The organism is Quyinboa mangrovi (assembly GCF_042219825.1).
In the GTDB taxonomy this organism is placed as follows: Bacteria; Bacteroidota; Bacteroidia; order Bacteroidales; family UBA5342; genus JBHJHP01.
Genome location: NZ_JBHJHQ010000007.1, coordinates 202,765 through 229,038, shown reverse-complemented (window position 1 = coordinate 229,038; position 26,274 = coordinate 202,765). Strand labels below are relative to the sequence as shown.

11 protein-coding genes are annotated in these 26,274 nt (G+C 37.5%); all 11 read right to left on the bottom strand.

Annotation, left to right across the window (positions count from 1 at the left end):
* Window positions 1-2,292, bottom strand: coding sequence for a heparinase II/III family protein (locus tag ACE1ET_RS16025; RefSeq protein ID WP_375729433.1), 2,292 nt, complete (start codon window positions 2,290-2,292; stop codon window positions 1-3).
* A 10-nt stretch (window positions 2,293-2,302) separates the two neighbouring features.
* Window positions 2,303-3,919: a hypothetical protein gene (locus ACE1ET_RS16020; protein WP_375729432.1), complete on the bottom strand. Its 1,617-nt coding sequence runs from the start codon at window positions 3,917-3,919 to the stop codon at window positions 2,303-2,305.
* Window positions 3,916-5,313 (bottom strand): glycosyl hydrolase family 28 protein, encoded by a 1,398-nt coding sequence (locus ACE1ET_RS16015; protein WP_375729431.1) that lies wholly within the window; start codon window positions 5,311-5,313, stop codon window positions 3,916-3,918. The genes ACE1ET_RS16020 and ACE1ET_RS16015 overlap by 4 nt, the downstream gene beginning before the upstream one ends.
* 1 nt (window position 5,314) lies before the next feature.
* Window positions 5,315-7,267: a glycoside hydrolase family 127 protein gene (locus ACE1ET_RS16010; protein WP_375729430.1), complete on the bottom strand. Its 1,953-nt coding sequence runs from the start codon at window positions 7,265-7,267 to the stop codon at window positions 5,315-5,317.
* Window positions 7,268-7,315: 48 nt separating this feature from the next.
* Window positions 7,316-8,983 carry a glycoside hydrolase family 43 protein gene (locus tag ACE1ET_RS16005; RefSeq protein WP_375729429.1) on the bottom strand — a complete coding sequence of 556 codons (1,668 nt, stop codon included), beginning with the start codon at window positions 8,981-8,983 and terminating at the stop codon, window positions 7,316-7,318.
* Window positions 8,984-9,001: 18 nt separating this feature from the next.
* Window positions 9,002-11,917, bottom strand: a complete 2,916-nt coding sequence (locus ACE1ET_RS16000) for a DUF4979 domain-containing protein (protein ID WP_375729428.1) — start codon at window positions 11,915-11,917, stop codon at window positions 9,002-9,004.
* A gap of 267 nt (window positions 11,918-12,184) precedes the next feature.
* On the bottom strand, window positions 12,185-13,981 hold the full coding sequence (locus ACE1ET_RS15995; protein WP_375729427.1) for a T9SS type A sorting domain-containing protein: 1,797 nt from the start codon (window positions 13,979-13,981) through the stop codon (window positions 12,185-12,187).
* A gap of 75 nt (window positions 13,982-14,056) precedes the next feature.
* On the bottom strand, window positions 14,057-15,862 hold the full coding sequence (locus ACE1ET_RS15990) for a RagB/SusD family nutrient uptake outer membrane protein (protein ID WP_375729426.1): 1,806 nt from the start codon (window positions 15,860-15,862) through the stop codon (window positions 14,057-14,059).
* Between the two features lie 16 nt (window positions 15,863-15,878).
* Window positions 15,879-19,184: a SusC/RagA family TonB-linked outer membrane protein gene (locus ACE1ET_RS15985; RefSeq protein WP_375729425.1), complete on the bottom strand. Its 3,306-nt coding sequence runs from the start codon at window positions 19,182-19,184 to the stop codon at window positions 15,879-15,881.
* Between the two features lie 361 nt (window positions 19,185-19,545).
* A complete protein-coding gene (locus ACE1ET_RS15980; RefSeq protein WP_375729424.1) occupies window positions 19,546-24,609 on the bottom strand; it encodes a CBM96 family carbohydrate-binding protein in 5,064 nt (1,687 codons plus the stop codon).
* A 68-nt stretch (window positions 24,610-24,677) separates the two neighbouring features.
* On the bottom strand, window positions 24,678-25,874 hold the full coding sequence (locus ACE1ET_RS15975; RefSeq protein WP_375729423.1) for a glycoside hydrolase family 88 protein: 1,197 nt from the start codon (window positions 25,872-25,874) through the stop codon (window positions 24,678-24,680).
* Between the last annotated feature and the right edge of the window lie 400 nt (window positions 25,875-26,274).

The following is a 26,274-nucleotide window of genomic DNA, read 5'->3' as shown; positions in this document are numbered from 1 at the left end:
TTACTTAATTTTTACTTTGATAGTATTCAACCCTTTGTCATATTCTCCCTTTAGAGTAGCATTATTAATATTCAATGTTGTACCGGGAGAAATTTTGTGCAGTAGAAAGCTTACACCTTCCTGTCCTTTAAAAGTCACATGAGCATCTTTATTAAAACCTTCTGCCAACATGGTATATTTTGACAGGGCGTGTGCCAGTATTTCTCCATTGCACCTTACATAGCTTCCGTGAGCGACAAATAAATCGGTAATATTTTCTATTTTACAGTTTTTTACTCCCTTCTCATAAGTCACAGCCATCATGTATGCATCAGTGTTCCAGCCGTTCATGTCAATCACACTGTTACGGTGTTTGATCCGTCCGTCGGCCAAAAGGTTAAAATATACTTCTGTTGTTTTTCCGTTTTGAATGATCCTGACACCAATGAAATCCTTTCCTTCAAAGCGTTCCAGCACAGGAAGGTTGTCTTTGTTCTCACCGCCCTTCAGAATAATGGCATTGATGAATTTGGTCCGGTCTGTCATTTCAGAATGACTAATGGACCAAAAAGGAACCTTGTTTTCAGGATGATGATCTCCATAGCCCCAACGTTCTTCCAATCTCATCTTTTCAGGAAAATCGTGAGGTAGTCCACCATCTGGAAATGTTTCAGGAAAGAGTGGGTGAACCAAAACTTCTGCGTCATCTTCTTTTACAGAAAGATCCATTCCATGACGGCTGGATTCTCCGTTGTAATGCAGCAACCATTCAAATTGTCCCGGTTCATGCGAAAGTAGGTCATCAATCACCAGGATGACATCGCCAACCCAGATAAAGCTGCGATAATTCCGTGCAAAATATAACGATGTTGGACCTGTTGCATCGGCCAGCAGATATTTAAAGTTCTTACCATCAATCAAATTGTACAATTCCCCGGGGCGAATCGCTCCGAAATACGGATCCTTTTCGCCTTGTGCTTTCCCGTTCCAAAGTGCCACATTATGAGCCACACTCTGACAATAGTATTGCGTGTAAAGCGGATTACCATACGATGAATTTCCTGAATCAATAATCAGGTTTCTGCCGTTATGAAACAGGATAAATGAGTTGGCATCGGCATGCGCGTGGTTCCAGGTAAAGCCTGATTTTACGGCCAGTAAAGTGGCATCTTTATTCCATGAATTACGCATAGTTGCCCAACCCATATCGGCATACAAATGAGCATCAGGTAAATCCGGCACATAAGATTCAGCCAACCTGGGAAGTTTTGGATACAGGACCAACCCTAATGGTGTATTCATCTGCAACCCTTCTTTATCGGCCCCTTCAGCTGTCTGGTTCAGGTACCACGCATAGCGGTCCCTCTGATATCCAAGATCCCACAACAGAACGATGCAGGCATTTCCGTTTCGCGACAGATTCCCGTCACCAAAATTCACGGACATAGTACCATTGTCGGTGTAATACGTAGTATAAATAAAGAAATCCGGAATGTTATTCAAGATCGGCAATTCAGGTTGTTCGATTTTTGGAAATACATTTGAATTCGCATAGCGATACAACAAATACTGTGAAATTCCGTACGACGCGTAATTAATACTTTCATAAAAACCTCCGTCTTTATCAAAAGAAGGAGGTTTATTTTGCAGTACACTGCCTGCGTAATTGATCCATTCAGGTGCAGTAGCAGAAATTTCTTCAATCCATACTTCTGCCTCAGGAATTTCATCGCGCACTGCGATGGATGATAATCCGGCCATATACACACAGGCACTCCACCAGTTGTGCCCCATGGTATCAAAAGTATGCTGATTGGTTAAAGGATTCAACCAGTCGTTCAAAGCGGGCATTATGCCCACATTTACAAAGCCTTTTGCAATTTGGGTGAGTTCCTCTTTCGATAAATAATCGTAAATACAATCGTAACCGACTGCAATATCAAAACTGGTGTGTGAAGTGCCTAAACCGGCTATCCAAGGAGGAGTTCGGCTAAGCAAATCCTTTCCTTCCCACGTTTTCCTTGCAGTATAATCCAGTAATATTTTTTTTATGGCTTCAGCATACTTTTCTTCCCCGGTCATTCTGTAAACCAAGCCCAGTTCCTGACAATCACGGCTCCCTAATCTATCGCGCTGTAATATTTGATCAGCTTTTTCCAGTTGTGCATTCCATGCAGTCTTTACATCTTCGTCTGATTTAATCTGTTCTTTCAGCCTTTGAATATTTGCATCGGTATGAAACAGGTAGTTTCTGGCACTTACCTGTATCACAGACAAGCAAAAAAACATTATATAAAAAATAACTTTCCTCATTATGTGTCGTTTATTTAGTTATATAAAACGTTTGCTTAACGGGTTCAGCCGATTGCACCTTAGATTCATTGGATCTACCATATTGCCAGGCAACAACTGTAACTTCAAAAGGGAACTTACTCCTTGGTGGTATAGGTGTAAAATTAACTTTACCATCCTTAAATTCAGCAGGCCCCTTTTCTATATAAAAATACACCGGTAAACCTTGAGTAGATTCAGCAATTAAATCGATTGATTTGCTACTCAAATTCAGATCATCAATTTTATTAAATTTTATAAATTGAGGTTCTCCATCCGTCAGTCTGTAGGGAATTCTGATATTTATTTGTTGGACTGTACTTTTATAATGTTTATCACCTGTATGATGCGCCAACAACCAAATGTCCCCTGTCCGCTTTGGATTATTGAATCCCATCCGGTAAAACTGTACCTTGAATGTACTATCGTTCACCTTTTCAACAGGTCCACAAATACGATCTATAACTGGCTTTCCGACAGCATGATCCATTGACAACCCACTTCTCAAGGTATCTGTAAAAGCAGCTTTCAAATGAAAGGTCAGACCGTCTGTTTCGGGTTCAAATACGCCAGTTGTACGCGCATGAAGATTTTCATCAAACGATAATAATTTTCCGTTTTGCATAAAGCCGATATACTGTTCTTTTTTGCCGCGTTCACGGGCGTAATAAGCTTCAGTCACCTCTGCTATCTCCCTGTCGAAATACCAGAAAGCATCGTGCGGGTCACCTGTATAATTAAAAAACGGAGCAGCTTTTGCCCGCTTCTTCTGGTCCGGATGCCACCGCTCGGCTAACCAGCCGTCTTGCGGGTTTAGCTTCTGGAGCTGCACAAGGGTATCAAGTGGAACTTCATCCGGCAAACGGTATTCCGCTGCTTTTTCCAGAAAAAGACAGAGATAATTTATCACCTCATCCGACACGTCAAAATGACCATGCCCAGCATCGCATAAAAAAGAAATGCAACTTTCAGGGTACATCATCCTAAAGGCCAGAGCAGGATTCACCCGAGCTTCCCACCACTCATATTCGCCCTCAACCATGAGACCTGGAATACCGTCAATATTTCGGTCACGTCCCCACTCCAGATTTTCACGACCATAACCGGTTAAATTTGTACGTGGAGCATCACCATGATACGAAATGATCGCCAAGGTTCTGTCCTTATTACATGCACCAAAATTCCATGGGAAAGTGGCCATTGCAGAATGTCCAACAGGGACTATTGGTGAATATTTTAATTCAGTGTACCCACTGACGAATGCTAAGTCTTCTATCATTTTATCAAAAACTTCCTGACATCCATTTTCAATATCCCACTGCTGATCTATACCTGGTGAGATCCAAATAATTGCAAAGCCCAATTTCGCCATATTTTCTCTAAATACCGGATGTTCAAAAATGGTCTCCTCACACATATTGTGCTGACCCACAACTACCGACCGAACCTGGCTACAGCTTTCAGGTATCCACAAAAAGGCTGTGGGATGATCATTCGTTTCAGTTGAAATAAATCCAACAACAGGAACAGACCATTGATAAACGGCAGCGCACAAAGACGATATTGCACCAAACAAAACAATGAATATTGTCAGATAAATCCTTTTCATTTTACTTTCAATTCTTTCACAAAATCACCGACCTGCATGTTTATTTCATTTATCTTCTTAACAGACATTCCGTTAATTGTAAGTCCGTCAATGAGAATTCTTTCCACCTGCCGTTCAGTGCTAAAGCCCTTTATTACTGATGGATTGGAAGAGTTGCAATTATATTCAATATTCTTCAAAAACACATCCTCAATACCGCGCCCAGGAGCTCCGCTGTATTTTTCGTTATAAACGACCCTAAAATTGAACAATTGACCTTCCTGAAAATCGTCAACACGTATATCCTTGTATGTTATGTTCCTAACCAGATTGTTATCGCTACAGGTTATAGCCATGCATCCCTGGTAGTCCCTATCATCTTCGTCGTGTTCAAGGATATTGATATTGGAAAAGGTGATATTTTCAATGGTATCTCCACCGGCTTCTGCATTACCGTGTAAACCAATATTAGTTGGATGAGCAATATCAGCCCATAGTGTCGAATTTTTAATAAGATAATTGCGGGCACTTCCGTAAAAATCCCAGCGATGACCATATATAGCAATACAGTCATCGGAATTACGCATAAATACATCATCTATAACCACATCAGAACACGACATTAAATCAATGCCATCGCTCCAGCCTTTGCAACTAAATGATTTTATATTGCGTATGTTAATTCCGGAAGTTTGACCACCGTAAATCGTGTAATGGTTTGGATTGATGAATATCGGTCCATCAACAGTAATATTTTGGGAGTAGCGAATCTCTAAACCTCGTTCAGGTTGCCATACAATACCGTGTCCAATGATCTTTACATCATGTACTCCATCAATCATGAATTTTGCTTTAATCACTGCCCCGCCGTCCACATATACTGTTTTGCCAGAAGGAACATGGTAAACATCTCCTGGTTGATCTTTGGGTTGATGTAAACCGGGGCCAAAATAAATTACATTGGGATCGTCAGTACTTGGTTTTTCTTTTAAAATTGCGTTAGCAAACAGGTGCAGGTTATGTAATTTATCACCATTCACCTCAAGCGAAAGTTTAGTTGGCTTGCTTAAACTGAATGAAATTACCTGCCCGTCAACTACAGGAAAAATGCCAAGCGAAAGTGGACGTATTTGAACAGAATTTACGACTCCGTTGTTTTTCCTCACACGCACATCAACTGTTTTCCCAATATCAAAGCTTACCATCGAAGCTGTTTGTATATCATCCAAATCAACCTGTACTTTCCACTCAAATACATCAATCCATTCACCTCCGTGTTCACGAACCTGAACCGTAAAGTCATCGTTGTGAGCAGAATATTTTAAACCATCAGGTACATCGTACGTAATCAAATTTTGTGCTTGTATCATACCTGAAATAGCAACTGATATAATAATTAAGTACAGTTTCCACATTTTATTTTAGTTTCCAATAAACATTATATCTTTCATGGTGAATATCAAACAAAGGGCGGAAAGTTAAATCCTTCCCGACAATATTCTTTTCTGTTTCAAATGTCAAAGTTCTACTATCAACAGGCTTTAACCATTTTTCTATTGATTTTCCTCTTGTGATTAACTCGTTGGTTAAAACTGTCGGAACTTTGTAGTCATAAGTATAATAGTCATTATGCAAGTCAGGATTTGAAAAGGGAGCCGGGCTAACCATATCTTCTGTTCCCAATTCAGCAGCTAAAACAATCGGGCCATAACTAATCGACACTACTTCAGGATTATCAGAAGCAACCATCTTCAATTCCATTGGATAGTCAAATTCCACCTGATCACCATTCATCCAGGTACGGGTAATTGTAATGTAACTACCTGGGGTTTGTGATACCCTGTATCTTTTGCCATTTACTTTTACTACCGCATTCTTTGTCACCCATGAAGGGTAACGCAATTTCAGAGCAACTTTAACCGGTTTATCAACAGAGAATTTCAATAAAGAACCTGATTCATATGGATACTTTGTCATCTGTTTTAAAACTATTCCTTTTTCCTTCCAGTTCAGTTCTGAAGGAATAAAAAGATTTACAAACAGATCCTCATCAGTATGATAATAAATTGCCTCACCATATTTTGCCTGATTTTCAAAACCAGTTCCCACACAGCACCAGAATGAACTATCAGGGGTACTATATACTTTGTAAGCACCCGGAAGCATCGGCAAAAAATAAGCAATCATACCGGTTTGAGTATCCTGCTGACCCAAAATATGATTATACAATGCTTTTTCATAAAAATCTGCCATCTTTGGATCTGCTTCCAGCATAAACAAATGGCGTGTCAGTTTCAGCATGTTGTACACATTACAAGATTCACCTGTATAGCCTGTAAGGTGTTGTGATTGATGATCCGCTTTAAAGAATTTCTCTTTGTCACTATTACTTCCTGTTATGAAAGAATGATGATCCACAACAGTATTCCAAAAGAATTCTGAAATCTCTTTGTTTTTCTCAGTTTCTCCAATTTCGTACGCTCTAACAATACCAATTAGCTTGGGAATATATGTATTCGCATGTTTTTTCTCCAGGTTATCCTCATGTGCCTTCAGGGGATCAAGTACATCTTCATGATAGAAAAAGTCCCCAAGCCATTTATAATGGTCATTCCCTGTTATTTGATAAAGCGTATAAAAGGAGTCATTTACACCTCCAAATTCATTTCGGATCATTGTTTTTCGTTGCTCCACAGTTACTTTCTGTAACTTGTTGTATGCCCAGTCTCCCATCCTTTTTACAATAACCAGGGCAAGTTCATTGTTGCAATACAAATATTGATCAATTAAACCTGCATATATCTTGTGCAACGTGTACCATGGAGCCCAAACTCTTTCTCCTCTAATATTACGATTAATGAGGTTCTGCGGAAAAGCACTTAGATAACCATCCCGACCAAGTGCATCCTGCACCTCAGCCAAACCATTTACCAGACTATCTGCTTTAAATTTGTATTTTTCATCTTCGGTTGTTGCATATAACATGGCAAGCCCGGATAAAATATGACCAATGGAATGTCCACGAAGCTCGCAATCAAGAGACTCCCATCCTGCCAATTTATCAACAGAATCATAGCCACCCTCCTGACCCGCATACACCCCTGCATTATTACGGAAACTATGCAATAAACGATCAACTGATAATGACATGATCCACTTGCTTTCTCTTTCAAGGTTTTCCGTAAACCTTGATTCCAGCAATTTTACATCCTTCATATCAAAAGCATACGTTTTAAATGAGACCTTTTCCTTTACCGTTAGTTTTCCTTCATGCTGTCCGGGATAATGAGATTGTGCAACAAGGGTTGCCCCTAAAGCACATAAAAGCACAAAAAAGATAGAAATATATTTTACTATGTTATTCTGCATTCTAATTGAATTTGTTCCAATATTTATTAAAACAATAAATGTATTTGGTTATTTCGTAATCCTAAACCAGTCAAAATCGGCATAACTTCCTTTTCTGTCACCTGACTCCATAACACAAAACAGCCCAATTTTTGATCCAATCCATAATTCCGGTTTTGCATAATGTGCAATTCCGATGGGCCGGAACTCCGTTTCGTTTTCACTGTAATAAAAATCGCATTTACCTTCTGGTGCTTTAACTTCAACCCTCAGACATACTGTTTCAGATTCAAGCTGAACCGACTCAATTGTCTCTTCCTCTCCACCTGTATTAGCATCTTTACATAATATCTGACTTAATATAAACCCTTTGCCATTTTTCTTAAGTGAAAGATAAGCATAATCATTCCCTGTAATGATTAAACCGGCCTTTTTCCCCTCTTTAGCATCCCATTCAATCGTCAGTTTCATCTTTGTTGTGGCTGTAAAAGAAGGTGCCGGAAATTTTTGAAGCAACAGGTTAGGAACATCCCATAAACGCTGATACTCTTCCGTTGTCGGGTATGCCAATAACCTTAAATAGTTCTTGCCCGGTAATGATACGTACCATTTGATATTTTGATTAGCAGCCCACTGCCATTGAGGACCAAGTGCTCCATTATTAAATTCATCTGATTCCTGTGGCATACATACAGCCCATTCTTTACCAACATCCGGTTTCTTATGAGTTAAAACAGGTTCGCCACATCCATTTCCATCACTATCTATTCCAATTACAGGCCATCCATTTCCCCACTCAACAGGTTGAAGATGTAGAATTCTTCCATAAAAACCTTTATCCTGAAAATGAATAAACCATGATTCATTGGTTTGTGTTTCAACCAATGTCCCCTGATGTGGCCCATTTACGCTTGTATTGCCTTGTGCAAGAACTATTTTTTCTTCATATGGACCCCATATACAATCTGAACGTAAAACCAATTGCCATCCATTGGCTACACCTCCGGCAGGTGCAAAAATGTAATATTTGCCTTCTCTTTGGAATAATTTAGGCCCTTCTACGGTATGGTTATTATCATGACCATCGTAAACATGTTTACCTTCGCTGACAACTTCAGTTCCTTCACTATTCATTTCCCAAACAGTAAGGATGCTATTGATTCCTGAACGGCTTGCAGCCCATGCAGTTATCAGATAAGTTTTCCCATCTTCATCCCATAACGGACATGGATCTATTATTCCTTTCCCATCAAGTACTTTAACAGGTTTTTCCCAGTTACCGAACGGATCTTTTGTTTTAACCATAAAAACCCCAAAATCCGGGTCTCCCCAGTAAATAAAAAATTCCTCGTTATGATATCTGATAGAAGGTGCCCATACACCCTTACCATGTTGAGGTTTATCAAAAAAAGATATCGGAGTTAGTCCAGACAACGCATGATTTACAATAGTCCAATTGACCAGATCTTTAGAATGTAAAATTGGTAAAGATGGTGATGCATTAAAACTTGAAGCTGTCATAAAAAAATCATCTCCAACCCGTATTACATCAGGATCGGAATAATCTGCATGCAGAATCGGGTTTTTATAGGATCCATCTCCATTATCAGACACCCATACAGATGAAACATGTTTCTCTGCATCAGTCTTATTCAATATATCTTCTTTTCTGTTTTGACAAGAAAAAAATACACTAACATAGAGAATTGAATAACCATATTTTATTAATCTATTCATCAAAAAGCAATTAAATTCTTATTGAACAACAACTTTCATTACTTGCTCCTCAAATCCTGCTTCTATTTTAACAATATAAAATCCTGATTTTTTAACATTAACCGTTTGATTTCCAGAGTTGCAAAATCCTGAATATACCTTGCATCCTTCAATATTAAATATCGTAACTAACGAATTTTCCAATCCACGCATGTAAATCTTATTATTATATCCCCAAATATTAACATGCTGTTCTTTGATACCATTTAAAGGTGTTGTTCCAACAAAATCCTTCAAAGCATCTAAACTTGTAAAAGTTTTAACCCAATCACAAGTGTAAGAAGTCTCACCTGAAGTTATATCTGCCACTTTCAACTGAATCATGTCAAACGTTTTTGTAGTCGTTGTAGAAGGAATAACTCCTCTGAATCCAACTTCAGTTAAATCATAATAATAAACATCATCACCAATCTTTCCTGTCCATTTGTTCGCACCATCACCATATGAACCTTCGTTCGTATCAAAATGGATATTCACTACCTCGGGTGCATCCATTTTAAAGGCAAAAATCGGATAATTACCCGTATGAAAAACAGCACCCTGTGAACGCTTCATATCCCCCCGGTATTTGCCATTGTCCAATTTTGCAAGTGTCATTATTAATTGTCCGTTTTCTGCCTTAGCCGAAGCACCAGAAGTATTAGCCACCCATCCATCTAAACCATCGTTAAATTCATCATCAATCAGACCAATATGTGAAATAATTTCAGCAGCATCTGAAATGTAGGTCATGTTATTTATATCAACCACAACAAGCCAATAATAATATGAACCTTGATTTGTAACATCCTGATCCAAATAGCTTTTACCTCCAATATTTTCTACCAATAAAGAACTTGATGCAAAATCATTGCTTGTATTTTTATAAATAGATGCTTTTTTGGCAACTATATCATCAATGTTCCAACTTAAATAAACAGCTGCATCTGAAGTTTCTGCTGAGAGTGAAAGAGAAGGATTTGCAAGATTATTAATTGTAATCCAAAAATTATTCAGCTTATAGGAATTGGATTCACCACTTATATAAATACGAACATTCTGAACACCTGCATCAAGTTGAATTGATGATGCCACGTTTAAATTTTTCCAATCTGTCAGAGCTGTAGAATTATCACCTCCAAAAGGAATGGTAACATCTCCCGTTTTATCTACTCCCCCAAATTCAAATCTGATATTACCGTTACTATTAGCTGCGCTATACCTTACGTTTATATCATACAACGCAGAAACAGGAATATATACAGTATAACTTATCCATTCTCCATCTTCAAGATTAGTAATATTATAACCACCATCAGAACATTCCTCGATATCCACTGCTTCACCAGGTCTATAAGCATTTCCTGAATTTGTTCCTGTGACATCGTGATATGTATGTCCTTCACCATCCGCTGCGAAATAATCAAAATTCTCTGCTTCTACAGTATCCGGCATAAAGTTCATTTTAAAAACCGGATTCCCATTTTCAAATTTACATGGATCGCCAGCACACAAGTCCGGACGGTGAACAGTAAGTCCTCCCCAACCCAAATGGTCTAAACTCCAACCATTTTGTTCATAACCAACTTCTGAAACTGAAATATCATACGCTCTTTTAGTCCATTTCAAATTCTCCAGTGACAAACCTTCTCTGATGTTGTAATGTGCAAGAGGCAGTTCGTAAATTGGTCGCATATCGCTTTTAAATTTGCCTCTCGATATGACTGTTTCTCTATAAATATTTTCAGTATACGGATTAATCTTTTTAGAGAACCATCTACCTGTTCTATCTCTTCTCTGAATAAATTCACCATTTTCAGCTGTTGGTTCCCAAGGTTCAGGCTGATCATCATAGGTATATTTATAAGAAACATTATACCTTAGTGCAAACTCATAACCCTTTAGAATTCTGTTATTGTACAAACTCCAAAGGTCATCACCCTGATTCCAGGCTATTTCTGCCAGTGATGCTACCATACCTACACCCAATATTGCATGATCCTGATCCCTTGAACTTTCCTGACACTGCCCGTTTTCCCAAATAAAGTATTTTAAGACGCCATTATAACCATAGTCTGTACTGTCTGTACTGTAGTCAGCCGGGAAGTTAAAATAATCATAATAATCATTCGCCCGAGTTGGATCCGGAGTATCTGTAATTATAGGAGGGCCGGATTGATATGGAAGATCATCTTCTCTGTGAGGTAATCCTTTTAGGTATCTTAGTGCCCTGTCGTACATTATTTCATTATCCATGAATACACCCATTGCCATAATACCACGCCAGCCAAATAAATCCTGATTCCCATGGCGACCTGGGTCTCCCATATACATACGCCAATAAAAAGTAGCATCTAACAAATTAGCCGGCACCTCTGTTGTTGAATATCCCGGATAAACTAACATGGCTTTAAATTTATCTATATCTTCCTGTGCCCATCCATCATACGTGGATTTTATTATTTCCGCAGCCTCCAACAATTTCCATATGACGCGACCGGTATTCAGAGATTCTGTTCCACCTCCTGTAAATCTCGTCAGATTTTCCCAGGCATTGAATATTTCAACACATTTATCGGCATGCCTGGTATCACCGGTAATACCCCACATTAATGCATTCAGATAAGCAGCCAGAACATCGGAGGAAAAAGCAGAATAATTTGTGCCATCCTGTGTAACAACAGTCATGGAACTGTTTCCTTTTACTTCATAATTATAGGAAGATTTACTATCAGCCTGCAAAAGAGAAAATGAGGAAGCATATGGTTCTTCTCCTGCTTCAACCATATACCTCATACGTTCCAAATCTGATTTTTTATGACTTAAACCCGGATGAACGAAAGTACGTTGTGCCATTATTGTTAATGGCATAACTAAAAGACAAATGATAGGAATTATTTGCTTAATTGATTTCATAAATTGGAATATTAATAATCATTTTACATTTCTGTCTTCAATGTTTCCTGTAGTGAATTTATTTAAATAATAATAGAAAAATTTGAGGTTTAATCTATTCTTTCAAATCTTGTTTTCTCTTACTTTTTTAAACTAATTCTATTAGCCCAAAAAATAAAATGCTGCAAATGCAGCAAAATAATTGGTACTGTTATTATTTTTCCCAACCTTGGTAGGAACATTTTAAAAAAATACATGGGGTATTTTAACCCCATGTATTTTTATTATTTAGTATACCAAAACTTTTGCGGTTCTGATCTGACCTTTATCTAAAACCCTTACAATATAAATACCATTCTTTGTATTCAAATTATAAGTGGACTGACCAACAATACGTGTATCTATCATCTGTCCTGCAAGGTTAAATACCTGTACGTTAGAACCTTTATCAAGACCTCTTACTGTAATTAGATTTTGTGAACCAAAAGCATCCAATGCTTCTAATTTTACTTCATCAATTGCCGTCCATGCAAAACCGTACACGTCGTCAAGTGAAGCAAAACTTTTTAACCATGATAATTCAGCCACCTGTGTGTCATCCAATACACCTTCCCATGAAAACGTTACATCAGATCGAATTGCTTTTCCTACAGGAATAATTGATGATGCATCTCCAATTGCTCCATCCTCTGCAGCTGCAAACTCTGTTTTATAGTATGCTGCTGGATCTGCCTGTGCATTGGCCTCATTTTTCAGAGTCCAGCGATGTACTTTTGCACTTTGCGACAGGTCAAAAATATAAATCATGCCTCCATCTTCATCTTCAATCTGAGTACAATAAGAAACATCAGCACTTGCATTCGGATCCACTCTGAAGAACCAGTCATGGTTTGCTCCATCTGCATTGGATTCACCACGCACTATCTGTTGGTATGCAAACTTGGTATAACCTTCGGCCATTGCAGGTACTGTTTTAAACTTCGCAGCAAGTAGAGGAAATTCTTCAGTATTCAAATAAACTTGTGGTGTTGTAATTGTAATACCATAAACTGACGCATATAAATTTCCTAAATCATCCTTCCCAGCTGTAGCACGTGCTCCAATGGAAATATTCAACATGCCTGCTTCAGCGTAAGGAGGGGTTGCTTCTGTATTATCATTCCACCACCAGTTATTTCCAAATGGTTGCGTATTATGTCCTGCATTGTCAGCTGCTAAAGTATAAAGGTAATCCCCTGTTCTGAAATCAAGTGAAAAATCATTATTGGTATTTTCAGGCCAGGCATATGCATACACATCATCTATAGTTGCAAATCCTTTCATCCAGCTCATTTTTGCTTTTTGATTAGCATCCAAAACACCCTCCCATACAAATGTTATATCAGAACGTATAGATTTTCCCACAGGAATAATTGACGAAGCATCACCAATTGCCCCATCAGCATCAGCAGCATACAGTGTCTTGTAATACGCAGCTGGATCAGCCTGAGCATTTGCTTCATTTTTTAAGGTCCATCGGTGAACCCTTGCACTTTTTGAAAGATCAAAAACAAGAATTACTCCTCCATCTTCATCTTCTAAATGAGTGCAATAATAAACGTCAGCACTTGCATCCGGATCAACTCTAAAAAACCAATCATGGTTTGCACCATCTGCATTGGATTCGCCTCGGACTATTTGCTGATAACGAAAATATCCATATTCGGATAAGTCCGGTAATTCCGTAAATTTAACCGCAAGCAATGGAAAATCTTCAGTATTAATGTAAACCTGAGGAGTTGTAATCGCAATTCCATACACAGAACCAAATTCATTTCCAAGATCATCTTTTGCAACAGTTGCTCTTGCACCAATAGAAATTATGAGACTATCTCCATCAATATAAGGTGCTGCTGCATCAGTATTATCATTCCACCACCAATTGTTACCAAATGGTTGAGTATAATGGGGGGTATTATCCTCTGCCAGTGTATACAGATATTCTTCTCCCCTAAAGTCCAATCTGAATGGATTTTCAACTTGCGCTAAAAGTGTACCAACACCTGCTATCACAAGAAATAATAAAGTAAAAATACTCTTCTTCATAATACTAAAATTTAAATGGTTTTTAAAGGTCACCGACATTATTATTTGCCGGTGACATATTTAATTTTCACATATCTATTCCCACCCGGGATTTTGTTCCAAATTTGGATTTAAAACTATCTGGCTTGTTGGTATTGGTCTCAGATAGTTCTTTTGCTGAAACTGTCTGCTTGAGGCAGGTTCAACTATATAAAACAAATCCTCTGTCAGCCTTCCTTCTGTTTCAGGCTTTGAATAATATTTTGGAGGAATTTTCTGGATTTTAATTTTATCAGAACTGTAATCTCCTGAAATACGAGCACCAAGTATAGGCTCTGACATTTCTACTTCTGCTGTTTTCCAACGTCGCAAATCATCATATCTTTTCCCTTCAGCATATAATTCAACCGTCCTTTCGCGTCTTATTTCCTGCAGCATATTAAGACTATTACTTGCTACCAATGCATTTGTTAAATGAACCATCCCAACCCTGTCCCGAAGTTTATTAATAGACTCATCCAACTGAGCATCTGTGATAGCTCCATTCCTTTCATATAGCGCCTCAGCATACGTCAGATAAACTTCAGCCAACCTTATAATTGGCATATCACATGCCTCCTCATAAACCGGCACATTACGTTCAGTCATCCATTTCCAGTTGAGGTAACCAGTCATCGTTGCTCCACCTCCAACTGTAGGATCTGCCACTGTAGCTGTTTTTAAATCTGCTGCATCTCCCGTCCAGTTAACTCTTCCATTTGCTCCGTAACTCCAGTAATAGTGCGTCGGAATCCTAAGACTTTGAATCATTCTTGGATCCCTGTTTTCGTAAATAGAAGTAAAAGTTTCATATGCAGTATTTTTATCAAATAAAGGAGATTTGTCAATGGGGAGACCATCAGCGCAGAGATACATATTTATCATTTTTAGAGTTGGGGAATAATGAGAACTCTGTAGTGTATGGGATATATTTGCGCTGGAAACTCTTAGGTTTTCATCAAACCTGTTTCTTAAAATATATTCTTTATTGGCGGCTTTAGTTATGTTATATGGATTTGACTTTTCATTTTCAAGTATAAAAAGATACCTGTAACTGGATTCTGTTCCTAACCTGCTATCGAAAAATAGCTCAAAGTGGTTTTCATCCATTATTGATTTAGAATTCGCAATCGCTATTTCCATCAAATTATTACATCTTGATGTATTATTATTGTGGTATTTTTGCCATGTCCCTTCAAATAATGAAAATTTCGCTAATAAGGCTTGAGCCGCTTCTTTACTGATTCTTCCATAATCTTCTTCTGCTAAATTCGCCTCATAAGTAAGATTAGCAATAGCAGAATCCAAGTCCTGTATAAGCTTGTTTGCATAGAAGTCACGCTCATCTCTGGGAGCTGACAATACAGGATCATTAACGTCAAGCACATGATCCACATAATGTACTGCACCATAATCCCTGAATATTAACCAGTGAAGATATGCCCTGAAAAAGAAAGCTTCTCCTAAGTACTGCTTAATTGCATCTTTATCATTAAATTTTTCTGCATTTTTAAAGAGATAATTTATGGCTCTTAAACGTTCATATTGGGTACTCATTTTTACATACCATGGATAGTTGTCATAAAATTCAGTTTCCGTTACTATAATAGCATAACTCGAATTACTGATTTTATCAGGAGAGTTTGGTGTTACAATATCAGCTTCCCTATCTCTATGTGTTATTTCAAAATGCTTTTGTAAATCACCATAGAATGCATTAGCTGCAAGTTTAAAATCTGAGGGATCATTCCACATATTTTCGTTTACCACATTAGCTGATGGTACCAGGTTTAGTTTATCCTCACAACCGGATGCGATGAAAAAAACACTTAAAATCCCGACTATTATATTTAACTTTTTCATGATTTTTCTACTTTTCTTAGAGGTTAACATCAATTCCAAATGAATATGTTCTTGCAAACGGATAACGTTGATCTCCATTATTAGGATTTCTCGGTGATTCAGGGTCCCAGCCATCTGTTATATAAGTAAGTTCCCACAAATCAGTCCCTGCGAAGTATACCCTGACTTTTGACAAGCCAACTTTTGAAATAAGCTTCTTAGGAATTGTATATCCAACGACAATATTTTTAAGCCTTACATAGGCTCCATTCATTACAAGCCAGTCTGCATAGGCATAATTATATTTGTTAACATCAGTTGTTGTCAAACGAGGCATTAAATCTCCTGTAGTCCTGTCATACTTATCCTGCGGGAATATGGGTTGTCCAATATAATTTTCAGCTACGCCAGGAGTGTCCTCATAAACTAAATCACCATATTGTGAATAAATATTACTGTAATATTTTCCATAGAATGCATCATTCTGACCTAAATACCAAGCATAGAAAGGTGCTCTTTGATGAGTCTCTCTTAAAATTGTACGTTTTCCTACGCCCTGAAAGTTAGCCATGAAATCAAATCCCTTAAAATCAGCCCCTAACTGTGCAGAAAAAGAATATCTGGGATCATTGGTACCTAAGAACTTAATATCATTGGCATCAATTACACCGTCATTATTCAAATCCTTGAACATCATATCTCCGAATTGCATTGCACTTTCAGTAGGTACTATACCACTACCCATGTATCGTTTATAATTATCAAACTCTTCCTGATTGGTAATCAGCCCTACTCTTTCGTAACCGAAGTATGAATTTAAAGGATACCCTTCTATCGCATAGTTGTAACCTGGATCTTTGGTATCTGTACCTGCATAATAAATTAGTTTGTTATGATTATCACTAATTGTACCATTCACATAGTAATTAAATGAATTGATTTTATTTCTATATCCTAATGTAAAGTCCCATCCCCTTGTTTGAAGATCACCGTCATTTGTTCTGGGAGCGGTAGCTCCATATTCGTCCGGATATTCAAGTCCTACCAACATTCCAATATTATTGCGTTCAAAAACATCGAATGTCCCGAAAATCTTATTACCGAGTAAAGAAAAATCCAGACCTATATTCTTTGTTTCAATAGTTTCCCATGTTCTGTCTAAACTAACTACAATGGCCTGGGTAATTGTCTGACCAATATAGGCTCCATTGGCAGGTCCAAATAGTCCGGAATTACTATTAATATTACCTGATGGCGAGTTAATATTTAGTTGTCCGGCAAAATCATAGATACCGATACCGGCCTGGTTACCCATGGTTCCCCAACTGGCTCTTAATTTTAAATTATCTATTACGTTTACATCCTGCATGAAATTCTCTTCAGAAATTCTCCACGCCCCCTGTAAACTGTAAAAAGTTCTCCATCTGTTTTCACTGGTAAATCGTGAAGATCCATCTGCTCTTAACAATGCTTCCAATAAATAACGCTCTTTATAATTGTAATTGAAACGTCCAAAATAAGAAGCAAGAGCCCATTTCCAACTGTCTTCATTAATTGCAGGATCATACGTATCACCACCAGTTTCAAGATTATATATGGCTGTAGTTAATAGATCATAAACCTGTACCGTAAAATTCTTCAATTCTTTTGACTCATAAGAAGAACCTCCCATCAAAGCAAAATTATGTGCTTCGTTCAATGTTTTATCAAATTGAAAATAAGCTGAATAATTTTGATATAATGTTGTCTCAGCAAACCTTCTTAGTTTATCAGTCGTTGGCTGTGTTTGATTGTAAGTCCTGTCATAAAAATTCCAGTCAATTTTATTCTCCCATTCCTTTCTATCTCTTGACCAGGGATTAACTGCGGCAGTACCAACTAATGATAGGTCTTTAGTGAGGTCGAGTGTTAATTTAAAATTCGTTTTAAAACCACCGTTCTCATCATGATGCTCTCCTCCGAGTTTTGCAATCCAGTTAGGAGTTAATTGTCCTCCCCATGCATATGGTAATGGTTCAAGTTGCTCTCCGGTTTCAGGATCTGTAGTCATTGTTGAGGTTGGTAAACCGGATTGTGCAAGGTTAATATTAAACTGTCTTGTTGGTCTTACCAACTCTCTTCTATCGTATGAGGTGCTTGTTTCCAAACGCATCCAGTCCTTTATCTTAAAATCATAATTTAATCTTATATTATATCGTTTAGATACATCTGTTCCCCACTGAAGCATACCATCTTCATTATAATAACCCACTGATAATAAATAGGTGGACATTTCATTTCCGCCTGAAATACTTAGGGCATGAGACTTTGTAACACCAGTACCGTATAACACATTGTTCCAGTCTGTATCAAAAAAAGTATAGTCATTAATATCTCCAAGATAATCTGAAGGTATGAAACCATTCATATAGTCGGGATTCAATGTTTTATATGCATCAATAACTTCTCTCGGATATATATTTACATCGCCTCCGGGAATCAACCCATCGTTTATTTTCGATTCCTCATACGCTTCCATATAATGTTGCATCCCCATATATTTCATTTGTAAACCAGGCTTTTTAAAATCAATTGATCCTTTATATGAAACGGTTGTTTTATTTTTAGATCCTCTCTTGGTTGTAATTAAAATTACACCTCCTGCAGCACGTGCACCATAGATGGATGCTGATGCATCTTTCAGAATCGACATATTATCAATATCATCCGGATTAATATCATTAATGTTGCCTTCCATACCATCTATTAATACCAAAACACCCGATCCGTTTGCAGATACTGCACCTCTTATATTCATTTGATAATCTTCTCTACCAGGCGCACCGGAAGTTCTTGTAACTGTCAACCCACCAACTGCTCCCTGCAAGGCTTGTAATGGTGTGGATAAAGAGCCTTTATTTTCGAAAGTTTCATTAGTTACAGTAGAAACGGAACCCGTCAAATTAACTTTCTTTTGCGTTCCATAACCAACAACGACAAGTTCCTGCATAGAAACTACATCATCCTTAAGAATTACATTAATTTCCCTTTTCCCCTTAACATTAATTTCCTGGCTTACTTTTCCAATAAAGGAAAATACAAGTGTAGCATTCTCATTTACCTCAATTGAAAAGTTACCGTCAAAATCAGTAATAGTACCGTGTTCTGTACCTTTCTCCATAACCGTCGCACCGGGAATTCCAATACCGTTTTCTTCCTCCACTTTTCCATTTACCTGAACAGTCTGAGCAAAAACGCTTCCGGCAATTAAAAACAGGCTAAATAATAAAAGCAATTTGATCCGGAGTCGATTTAAATAATCAGTACAACTTTCTGTTGCTTTAAGTAGAAATTTTTTTGACATTTTTTTCTTCATTTATGGTAGCTAATTAATAATTGTAATAGAGATTTCGCCTTTTATAACTTATCCTCCTTTTAAATTATTTTTAACAAAATTACAGTGCTGTTAAGATTGTCTCATAAAAATGGACCCATTAAAAAGTGTCATTTTATAATGTGAAACTATTTTAAAAACCCTTTATTAAAAGGCGCTTAACAAAAGTTTATAAGTGAAATTGAAATTTTAAATTAGAATTGATAATCCTAAATAAATGAACTCGCTGTTAATATTTGAAATCAGCAATAAAGAATACTGTATTGTCACTTATTCTATTTAAATCCGGGACTAAACTTGCCAGCTTTAGTCCCGGATAGTTAGAAAGGATTTAATTTGTTTTTACAACTTTGAAAAGTTTACTTACACCTGCGCTCTCAGCTTTAATTATATATAATCCCGATCCGATAATGTTGATGTTTTCAATTTTTGTGGTTGCGACAAGCTGTTTAACAACTTTACCAGACAGATTATATACGGTTATCATACCTGGGTTATTCGCAAATTCTACTGTGAATGATCCTGATGATATACTTGGATATACTGATATTGAAGCATTACTGTTTATTTCCTGTACAGCTACACCAATGTAATCTTCATTTACATACAATTCTGCCGGAGGGATTAAACCTGCCAACATATACACAGCGTTTCTCCAGATGGTCATATTCTCTGATGTAATGCCTGTAACATCCGCAAGCGTTTCATAATTCATGCAGAATGCAATAATTCTTGCACCTGTTACATCTTCAGCGTTTGTCCCAATTTGTGTACCTGCCGGAATATCATTTATTACAATTGATGAATCAGTAGATGTTACATTCGAAGCACTTGCCAGTAATGTAGTTTTATCTGACATTGCAAGTCCGTTCAAAACATCCAGACCTATTTCACCGACTGGTTCACGGAATAATTGTATGCTATTATCTGTAAATGTAATTCCGCTAAACAATGGGTTAAGCTGGTTCGCTGCATCAACTGTAACTGTTACATCTGCTATTCTGTTAACAGATGCAGTAGACGTAACTGCCGGTTTATTAGATTTCCATGCCCAGGTCTTGTTCATGATCATTGGAACACTGTTCCTCAAGTTCAATGATCCTCCCAATGACCATACTACATCATCAGATGCAAATGATTCCTGACCAATTACTACGTCGTATGAAGAATAATCACCAGATCCATCCACAATATCAACCTCCAGATTTTCATCACTGCTTAACATATTACTGATTGGATCGGATGCAGCACCACTTGTTACATAAGCTATTTTCTTTTTAGAATCAGCTATTATTTGAACATCACCATATATTTCCAAATGAGGTATCCAGGACGGATTTGATTCTTTTGCATGAATATCATATCCTTGGTCTGTAGGTTCACTCAAAAAAGCTATAGAAAATACTTGTTCAGCAGCTTTGCTGTTAAAGTATTCTGTAATATTAATGCTATGGAAAGCATCTTCTCTGTGCCAGGATTCACTTGTAAACCATCGCGTTATTGAATCTTCTTTGTTTACTCCCTGCGCCGGTGCATTATTCCAGGTTATCACATTTTCTTCCCATTCATTTGAATAATCATACAGGTCAATGTATCCATTATGACAATTATGAAACGACACACTTAACCTAACACTATCAACTGTACCAACAACAGATCCACCTAAATCAAACTTAAGAAGTCCCAATCTATCTATAGAACCATCAGTTTTCGTTTTAGTAATAAATTCTGAATTACTTCCAAAATTACCATCAACATTACCACTGTAGGAGTGAATATGTGTATCCGCTACCACATTAATATCTAAAGACTTTATAGTTGTTGAAAATAATCCATAGAATTCCAATTCTGATATATTACAATAACCGCTTGCTGAATAGTAATAAATATATCTGTATCCCTCTGCTCCTGTAAGTTCAACAAGAGTCATCTGGTTAACCGGAGGTGTTTCTGATATGGTATAGAGAACCACTGCATCTGACAGATCATCGCTGTTGGCACCACGAATTTCTCCCCCTACCATTCGATCCGGCATATTTGAACGTGGAGCATACCTTACAGCAGTAACAACACCCACATTACCTGCACCAAGGTCCAGACCTACATAACCTTCGGCAGATGGAGCATCCACAAATGTACTCATGTCACCATCAAAAGCAGCATCTATATAAGTATCAGGATTATCGCCCCATGAACTTGAATGACCTATAACAGATCCTGTAAGCATAGGATCAAGAGCTATGAAGTTTACAATATATTTCGTTGTATCGTTCTTATCTGAAGACACAACAACTAACGTATCAGCGGTACTTCCCGATGACACATCAACATCTCCTTCGCCGCTTACAATTGTTGTACCTTCAAACTTGACAGTACCTTTTATATTTACAATTGCAGATTTTTTAGAAACAATAACGGAATAGTTCGTTATTCCGGAGATAAAATTAAGAGTACCTGCACTTACAGTTATATCTGAAAGTTCGGAATTAGAGGGACCTGCATATGCTAACGCATTTTCATAAATTGTAGCTTCATCCAACTCTCCGTTATAAATATTGAATTCATCAATACTACCCATCCATGTAGCATCACCTCCCCAAATAGCATTCCCTAAATATGCAATTTCAGAGCCAACAGATAATGGTCCGACCTCTGCCTCTGCCTGAAGAATACCATCCAAATATATTTTTATCTGGCTATCTGTCATAACAGCTACGGCATGGTGTTTCTTACCGTCATCAATATCACTGACTGCTACTTGAGCACTGTTGTCCTTTTTCATTCTGAATTGATCCCATACATTAAGGGCAACCATCATATTATTTGAACCATCAGCAGCTCCAAAATAGCTTGTCCAGTTCCAATGGCCATCATTCACACCCTGCGGGGAACTAAATAAGTACTCCATTGTAATCGCTGAATATGAATTCAAATCCAGTGCAGAACCATCAAAGGATACATAATCGCCATTAGCATCTAATACCAGAGCACCATCAGCAACTATAGCTGTTCCTTTAAGGGTACCGTTTACTGTTCCAACCTCATCTATAACCGTATCAGCAACTTCAAATTTATACGAGTGCATCAATTCTGTTGGAGGTAACTGATCCGGGTCACTGACTCCATCATCAAGCATATCCTTATTTGCTTCAAGATCTTCCATGTTCTCAAATACAGCGATCCAATCCACTACATATGCAGTATCGACAACATTATCTGCAACGGTGAAGAGTACCTTGTCAAGCGTAATAGTCTTCCCCTGATAAGCAGCATTAGATGCCAAATTGAAATAATAAATATAATTGCTATTAGTTGTCTGAACACTACCGGCAGGAGACCATTTCCCAATATATACATTGTTTATGGCATCGTGAAATTCCAGTTTCAATGTTGCGTCAGGTTTATCACCTATGAATTTTATAGCTAAAAGTGAATCTATAGCTGGTTTAACAACATAATATGCAGCAGGATCTGTAGTTATAAATTGCAGGTCTCCACGATATTTCACAGGATCTGAAGGTGGATTTGATTGTGATCCCATATCAACGACAAGGTGACCGTTTACAACTTCATGAGAACCAGCAGCAATATCACCTGCAACAGGTTTATCAGCTACAATCCAACCGTTTAAGGCATCAAATGGCTGATATAATACGTTCTCGTCATAATCAGCATTTCCATCGTCTTTTACATCCTTATCAGCTTCTAATGCTTCAAGGCTCGAATAAGTTGCAAGCCAATCTACAACATATGATGTATCTACTACATTATCTGCAACAGTAAAATAAATTTTATCAAGTAGAATGCTTTCACCCGCATATCCACTATTATCAGTCAACATGAAATAATAAATGTTATTATTATTACGTGTTTGAATGATACCTTTTGGAGAATATTTTCCAATATAAACCCCATTAATTGCATCATGTAATTCAAGTTTCAATGTCGCGTCCGGTTTGTCCCCAATAAATTTAACAGCCAGAAGTACATCCGTAGAAGGTTTTACTGAATAATATTCTGCGGGATCTGTTGTCACCCATTTAATGTCTCCACGATATTTTGCAGGGTCGGAAGCCGGATCGGATTGTGAACCCATCGTTGCTACTAAATGACCGTCAATGATAGAATGTGTTCCAGCGGCAATATTCCCTACAGCAGGTTTATCATCCACGTACCAACCGTTTAATGCATCAAATGGCTGGTACAATACATTTTCATCATTATCAGCATCGCCATCGTCTTTCATATCCTTTTCTGCCTCCAAGGCTGCAAGATTAGGATATGTAGCGATCCAATCCACCATATATGACGTGTCTTCAAGGTTATCTGCAACGGTAAAAAGAACCTTATCAAGTGTAATGCTATCACCTGTATAACCGGCATTAGAGCTAAGAGAGAAATAATAAATTGAATTTTTATTGCTTGTTTGAATACTTCCGGCAGGAGACCATTTCCCGATATATACATTATTTATGGCATCATGAAATTCCAGTTTCAATGTTGCGTCAGGTTTATCACCTATGAATTTTATAGCTAAAAGAGCATCGGTGGAAGGTTTAACAACATAGTATGCAGCAGGATCTGTAGTTATAAATTGCAGGTCACCACGATATTTCACAGGATCTGAAGGTGGATTTGATTGTGATCCCATATCAACGACAAGGTGACCGTTTACAACGTCATGAGAACCAGCAGCAATATCACCTGCAACAGGTTTATCAGCAACGATCCAACCGTTTAAGGCATCAAAAGACTGATCAATTCCATGAATAATGATCTCATCAGTGTCCAAATCGCCATCGTCCTTTATATTCTTATCAGCTTCTAATGCTTCAAGACTTGGGTATGTTGCAATCCAATCCACGACATATGCCGTATCAACAACATTATCAGCAACGGTAAAAAAGATCTTGTCGAGCGTAATACTTTCCCCTGTATATGCTGCATTCGAAGATAGCGTGAAATAATATATATTATTATTATTTGTCGTTTGCACGCTACCTGCAGGGGAGTATTTACCTATATATTGAGAATTTACGACGTCATGCAATTCCAGTTTCAATGTTGCATCGGGCTTATCACCAATAAATTTAATTGCCAGTAGAACATCAGTAAGTGGATTAACTGTGATGTAATTAGCCGGATCAGTGACCACCCATTGAATATCGCCACGATATTTAACCGGATCTGAAGGTGGATCTGATTGTGATCCCATGTCAACAACCAAATGGCCATCAACTAAAGAATGCGTTCCGGCTGCGATATCACCTGCGGCTGGTTTGTCAACCACGTTCCAACTGTTTATGTCAGTAAATGACTGATCAAAAGCAAAAAGCTGTACTGATACAAATATCATCAACAGCGTTGTTAACAAAAAGTAGGATTTGTTTTTCATGTATTTAATTTTTATAAGACAATAATTTCTCTTTAAAATGAGATATCAAGTAAAATCATAAAGTATTTCTACATCATTTTTTTCAGTTTTATCAAAGCTTCCATGTAATAATAATCTGCATATATTATTGGCACATCAATCTCAGAATCATTTGGTTTATGTCCTGTTGAATGCATTAATATACATGGCAAATTTGCTGGTGCCAGATAATCATTTGATGATAATTCAGCTAACATATTTATAGCTGCCTTTTTATATTTCTCCATCAATTTACTACTCTTAACATAGGTTGAAAGATCCAACAACGCTGAAGACACAACTGCCGCTGCTGATGCATCTTTAGGAGTATTCGGTATTGCAGGATCATCGAAATCCCAGTATGGTATCATATCCTTTGGTAATCTGCTTAAATAAACATTCGCAAGTTTTTCGGCAGTCTCCAGAAATTCAGCCTTGCCCGTTTCTTTGTAACACATGGTAAACCCATAAATGCCCCAGGCCTGTCCCCTGGCCCACATAGAACTATCGCTGTAACCCTGATGAGTTACACCTTTAATGAAATCACCTGTGATTGTATCGTAAATTGCAACATGATATGTAGTATAGTCAGGACGAATATGATGTTTCATGGTCGTTTCTGCATGCGTTACGGCAATATCATATAAGTCTTTTGACCCACCATGTTTAGATGCCCAAAAAAGCATCTCAAGGTTAATCATGTTGTCAATTATGGTATTATGTGGCCATCCCATTTTATCAACCATAGCAGGCCAGGAAAGTATTGTGCCGACTTTAGGATTGTAAAGCGTTGCAAGGGAATCCGCAGCCCGAATTATAAAATCTTTATATTCGGGGTTATGAGTCAGTCGCTCACCATTTCCATAGCTGCAAAAAAGCATGAATCCAAGATCATGATTATCTACAGGGACATCCAAAACTCCAGATAATTCTTCCGTCGTTGTTTCAGCTCTTTTAAGAATAGTTGAATCTCCGGATAACTCATAGCCATACCATAGAATCCCAGGCCAGAATCCACTGGTCCAGTCATATATATCTACATCTTTCCAGTGGGTTGATCCCTTTTCTATTGTTCTTGGCATTTGATCCACATCGGGAGTTTCATTCATCGTTAATTTGATTTTGTCCAGTGCATTGACAATCATTTCATTAACATTTATTGAATCATGAATATTTTTATCACGCTGACAGGAAACAACTATAAATAATAACGTCGCAAATACTGTCTGTAAAATTTTCCTATTCATTCGTAACCTCCTGCATTAAAAAATAGGATCCTTCTGGGCAGAAAGATCCTATTTGTCTACTAACTAATTTATATGAAAAAAACCTATTACTGATTTAAGACTTTTTTTATACGAACAGATAAAAAAATCCGAAATCAAAACATAACATTTAAATTTTATGGCTTTTAATATACCCATGAAATTAATCGCTAAAAACACATTTCAAGGGTGCAATTTCTGTTAAAATTGTTAAAACCGACTAATTGAAATATCAAAGAAATGTTTCAAATTATAATATGAAACTCTTTTTAATCTTGTTTTAATAAGGTTGGGACCAAAAACATGTTACAAGACAATATTTAAAAAGTAAACGAAACTTATATAGGTTCAAGATAGCTTGCTCGATTATAAAGAAAGTATG

Excerpts from the sequence above, each read along its gene's own strand:
- ACE1ET_RS15995 (WP_375729427.1), bottom strand. The coding sequence starts at position 13,981 with ATGAAGAAGAGTATTTTTACTTTATTATTTCTTGTGATAGCAGGTGTT.
- ACE1ET_RS16020 (WP_375729432.1), bottom strand. The coding sequence starts at position 3,919 with ATGAAAAGGATTTATCTGACAATATTCATTGTTTTGTTTGGTGCAATA.
- ACE1ET_RS16005 (WP_375729429.1), bottom strand. The coding sequence starts at position 8,983 with ATGAATAGATTAATAAAATATGGTTATTCAATTCTCTATGTTAGTGTA.
- ACE1ET_RS16025 (WP_375729433.1), bottom strand. The coding sequence starts at position 2,292 with ATGAGGAAAGTTATTTTTTATATAATGTTTTTTTGCTTGTCTGTGATA.
- ACE1ET_RS16010 (WP_375729430.1), bottom strand. The coding sequence starts at position 7,267 with ATGCAGAATAACATAGTAAAATATATTTCTATCTTTTTTGTGCTTTTA.
- ACE1ET_RS16000 (WP_375729428.1), bottom strand. The coding sequence starts at position 11,917 with ATGAAATCAATTAAGCAAATAATTCCTATCATTTGTCTTTTAGTTATG.
- ACE1ET_RS15980 (WP_375729424.1), bottom strand. The coding sequence starts at position 24,609 with ATGAAAAACAAATCCTACTTTTTGTTAACAACGCTGTTGATGATATTT.
- ACE1ET_RS15990 (WP_375729426.1), bottom strand. The coding sequence starts at position 15,862 with ATGAAAAAGTTAAATATAATAGTCGGGATTTTAAGTGTTTTTTTCATC.
- ACE1ET_RS15985 (WP_375729425.1), bottom strand. The coding sequence starts at position 19,184 with ATGTCAAAAAAATTTCTACTTAAAGCAACAGAAAGTTGTACTGATTAT.
- ACE1ET_RS16015 (WP_375729431.1), bottom strand. The coding sequence starts at position 5,313 with ATGTGGAAACTGTACTTAATTATTATATCAGTTGCTATTTCAGGTATG.
- ACE1ET_RS15975 (WP_375729423.1), bottom strand. The coding sequence starts at position 25,874 with ATGAATAGGAAAATTTTACAGACAGTATTTGCGACGTTATTATTTATA.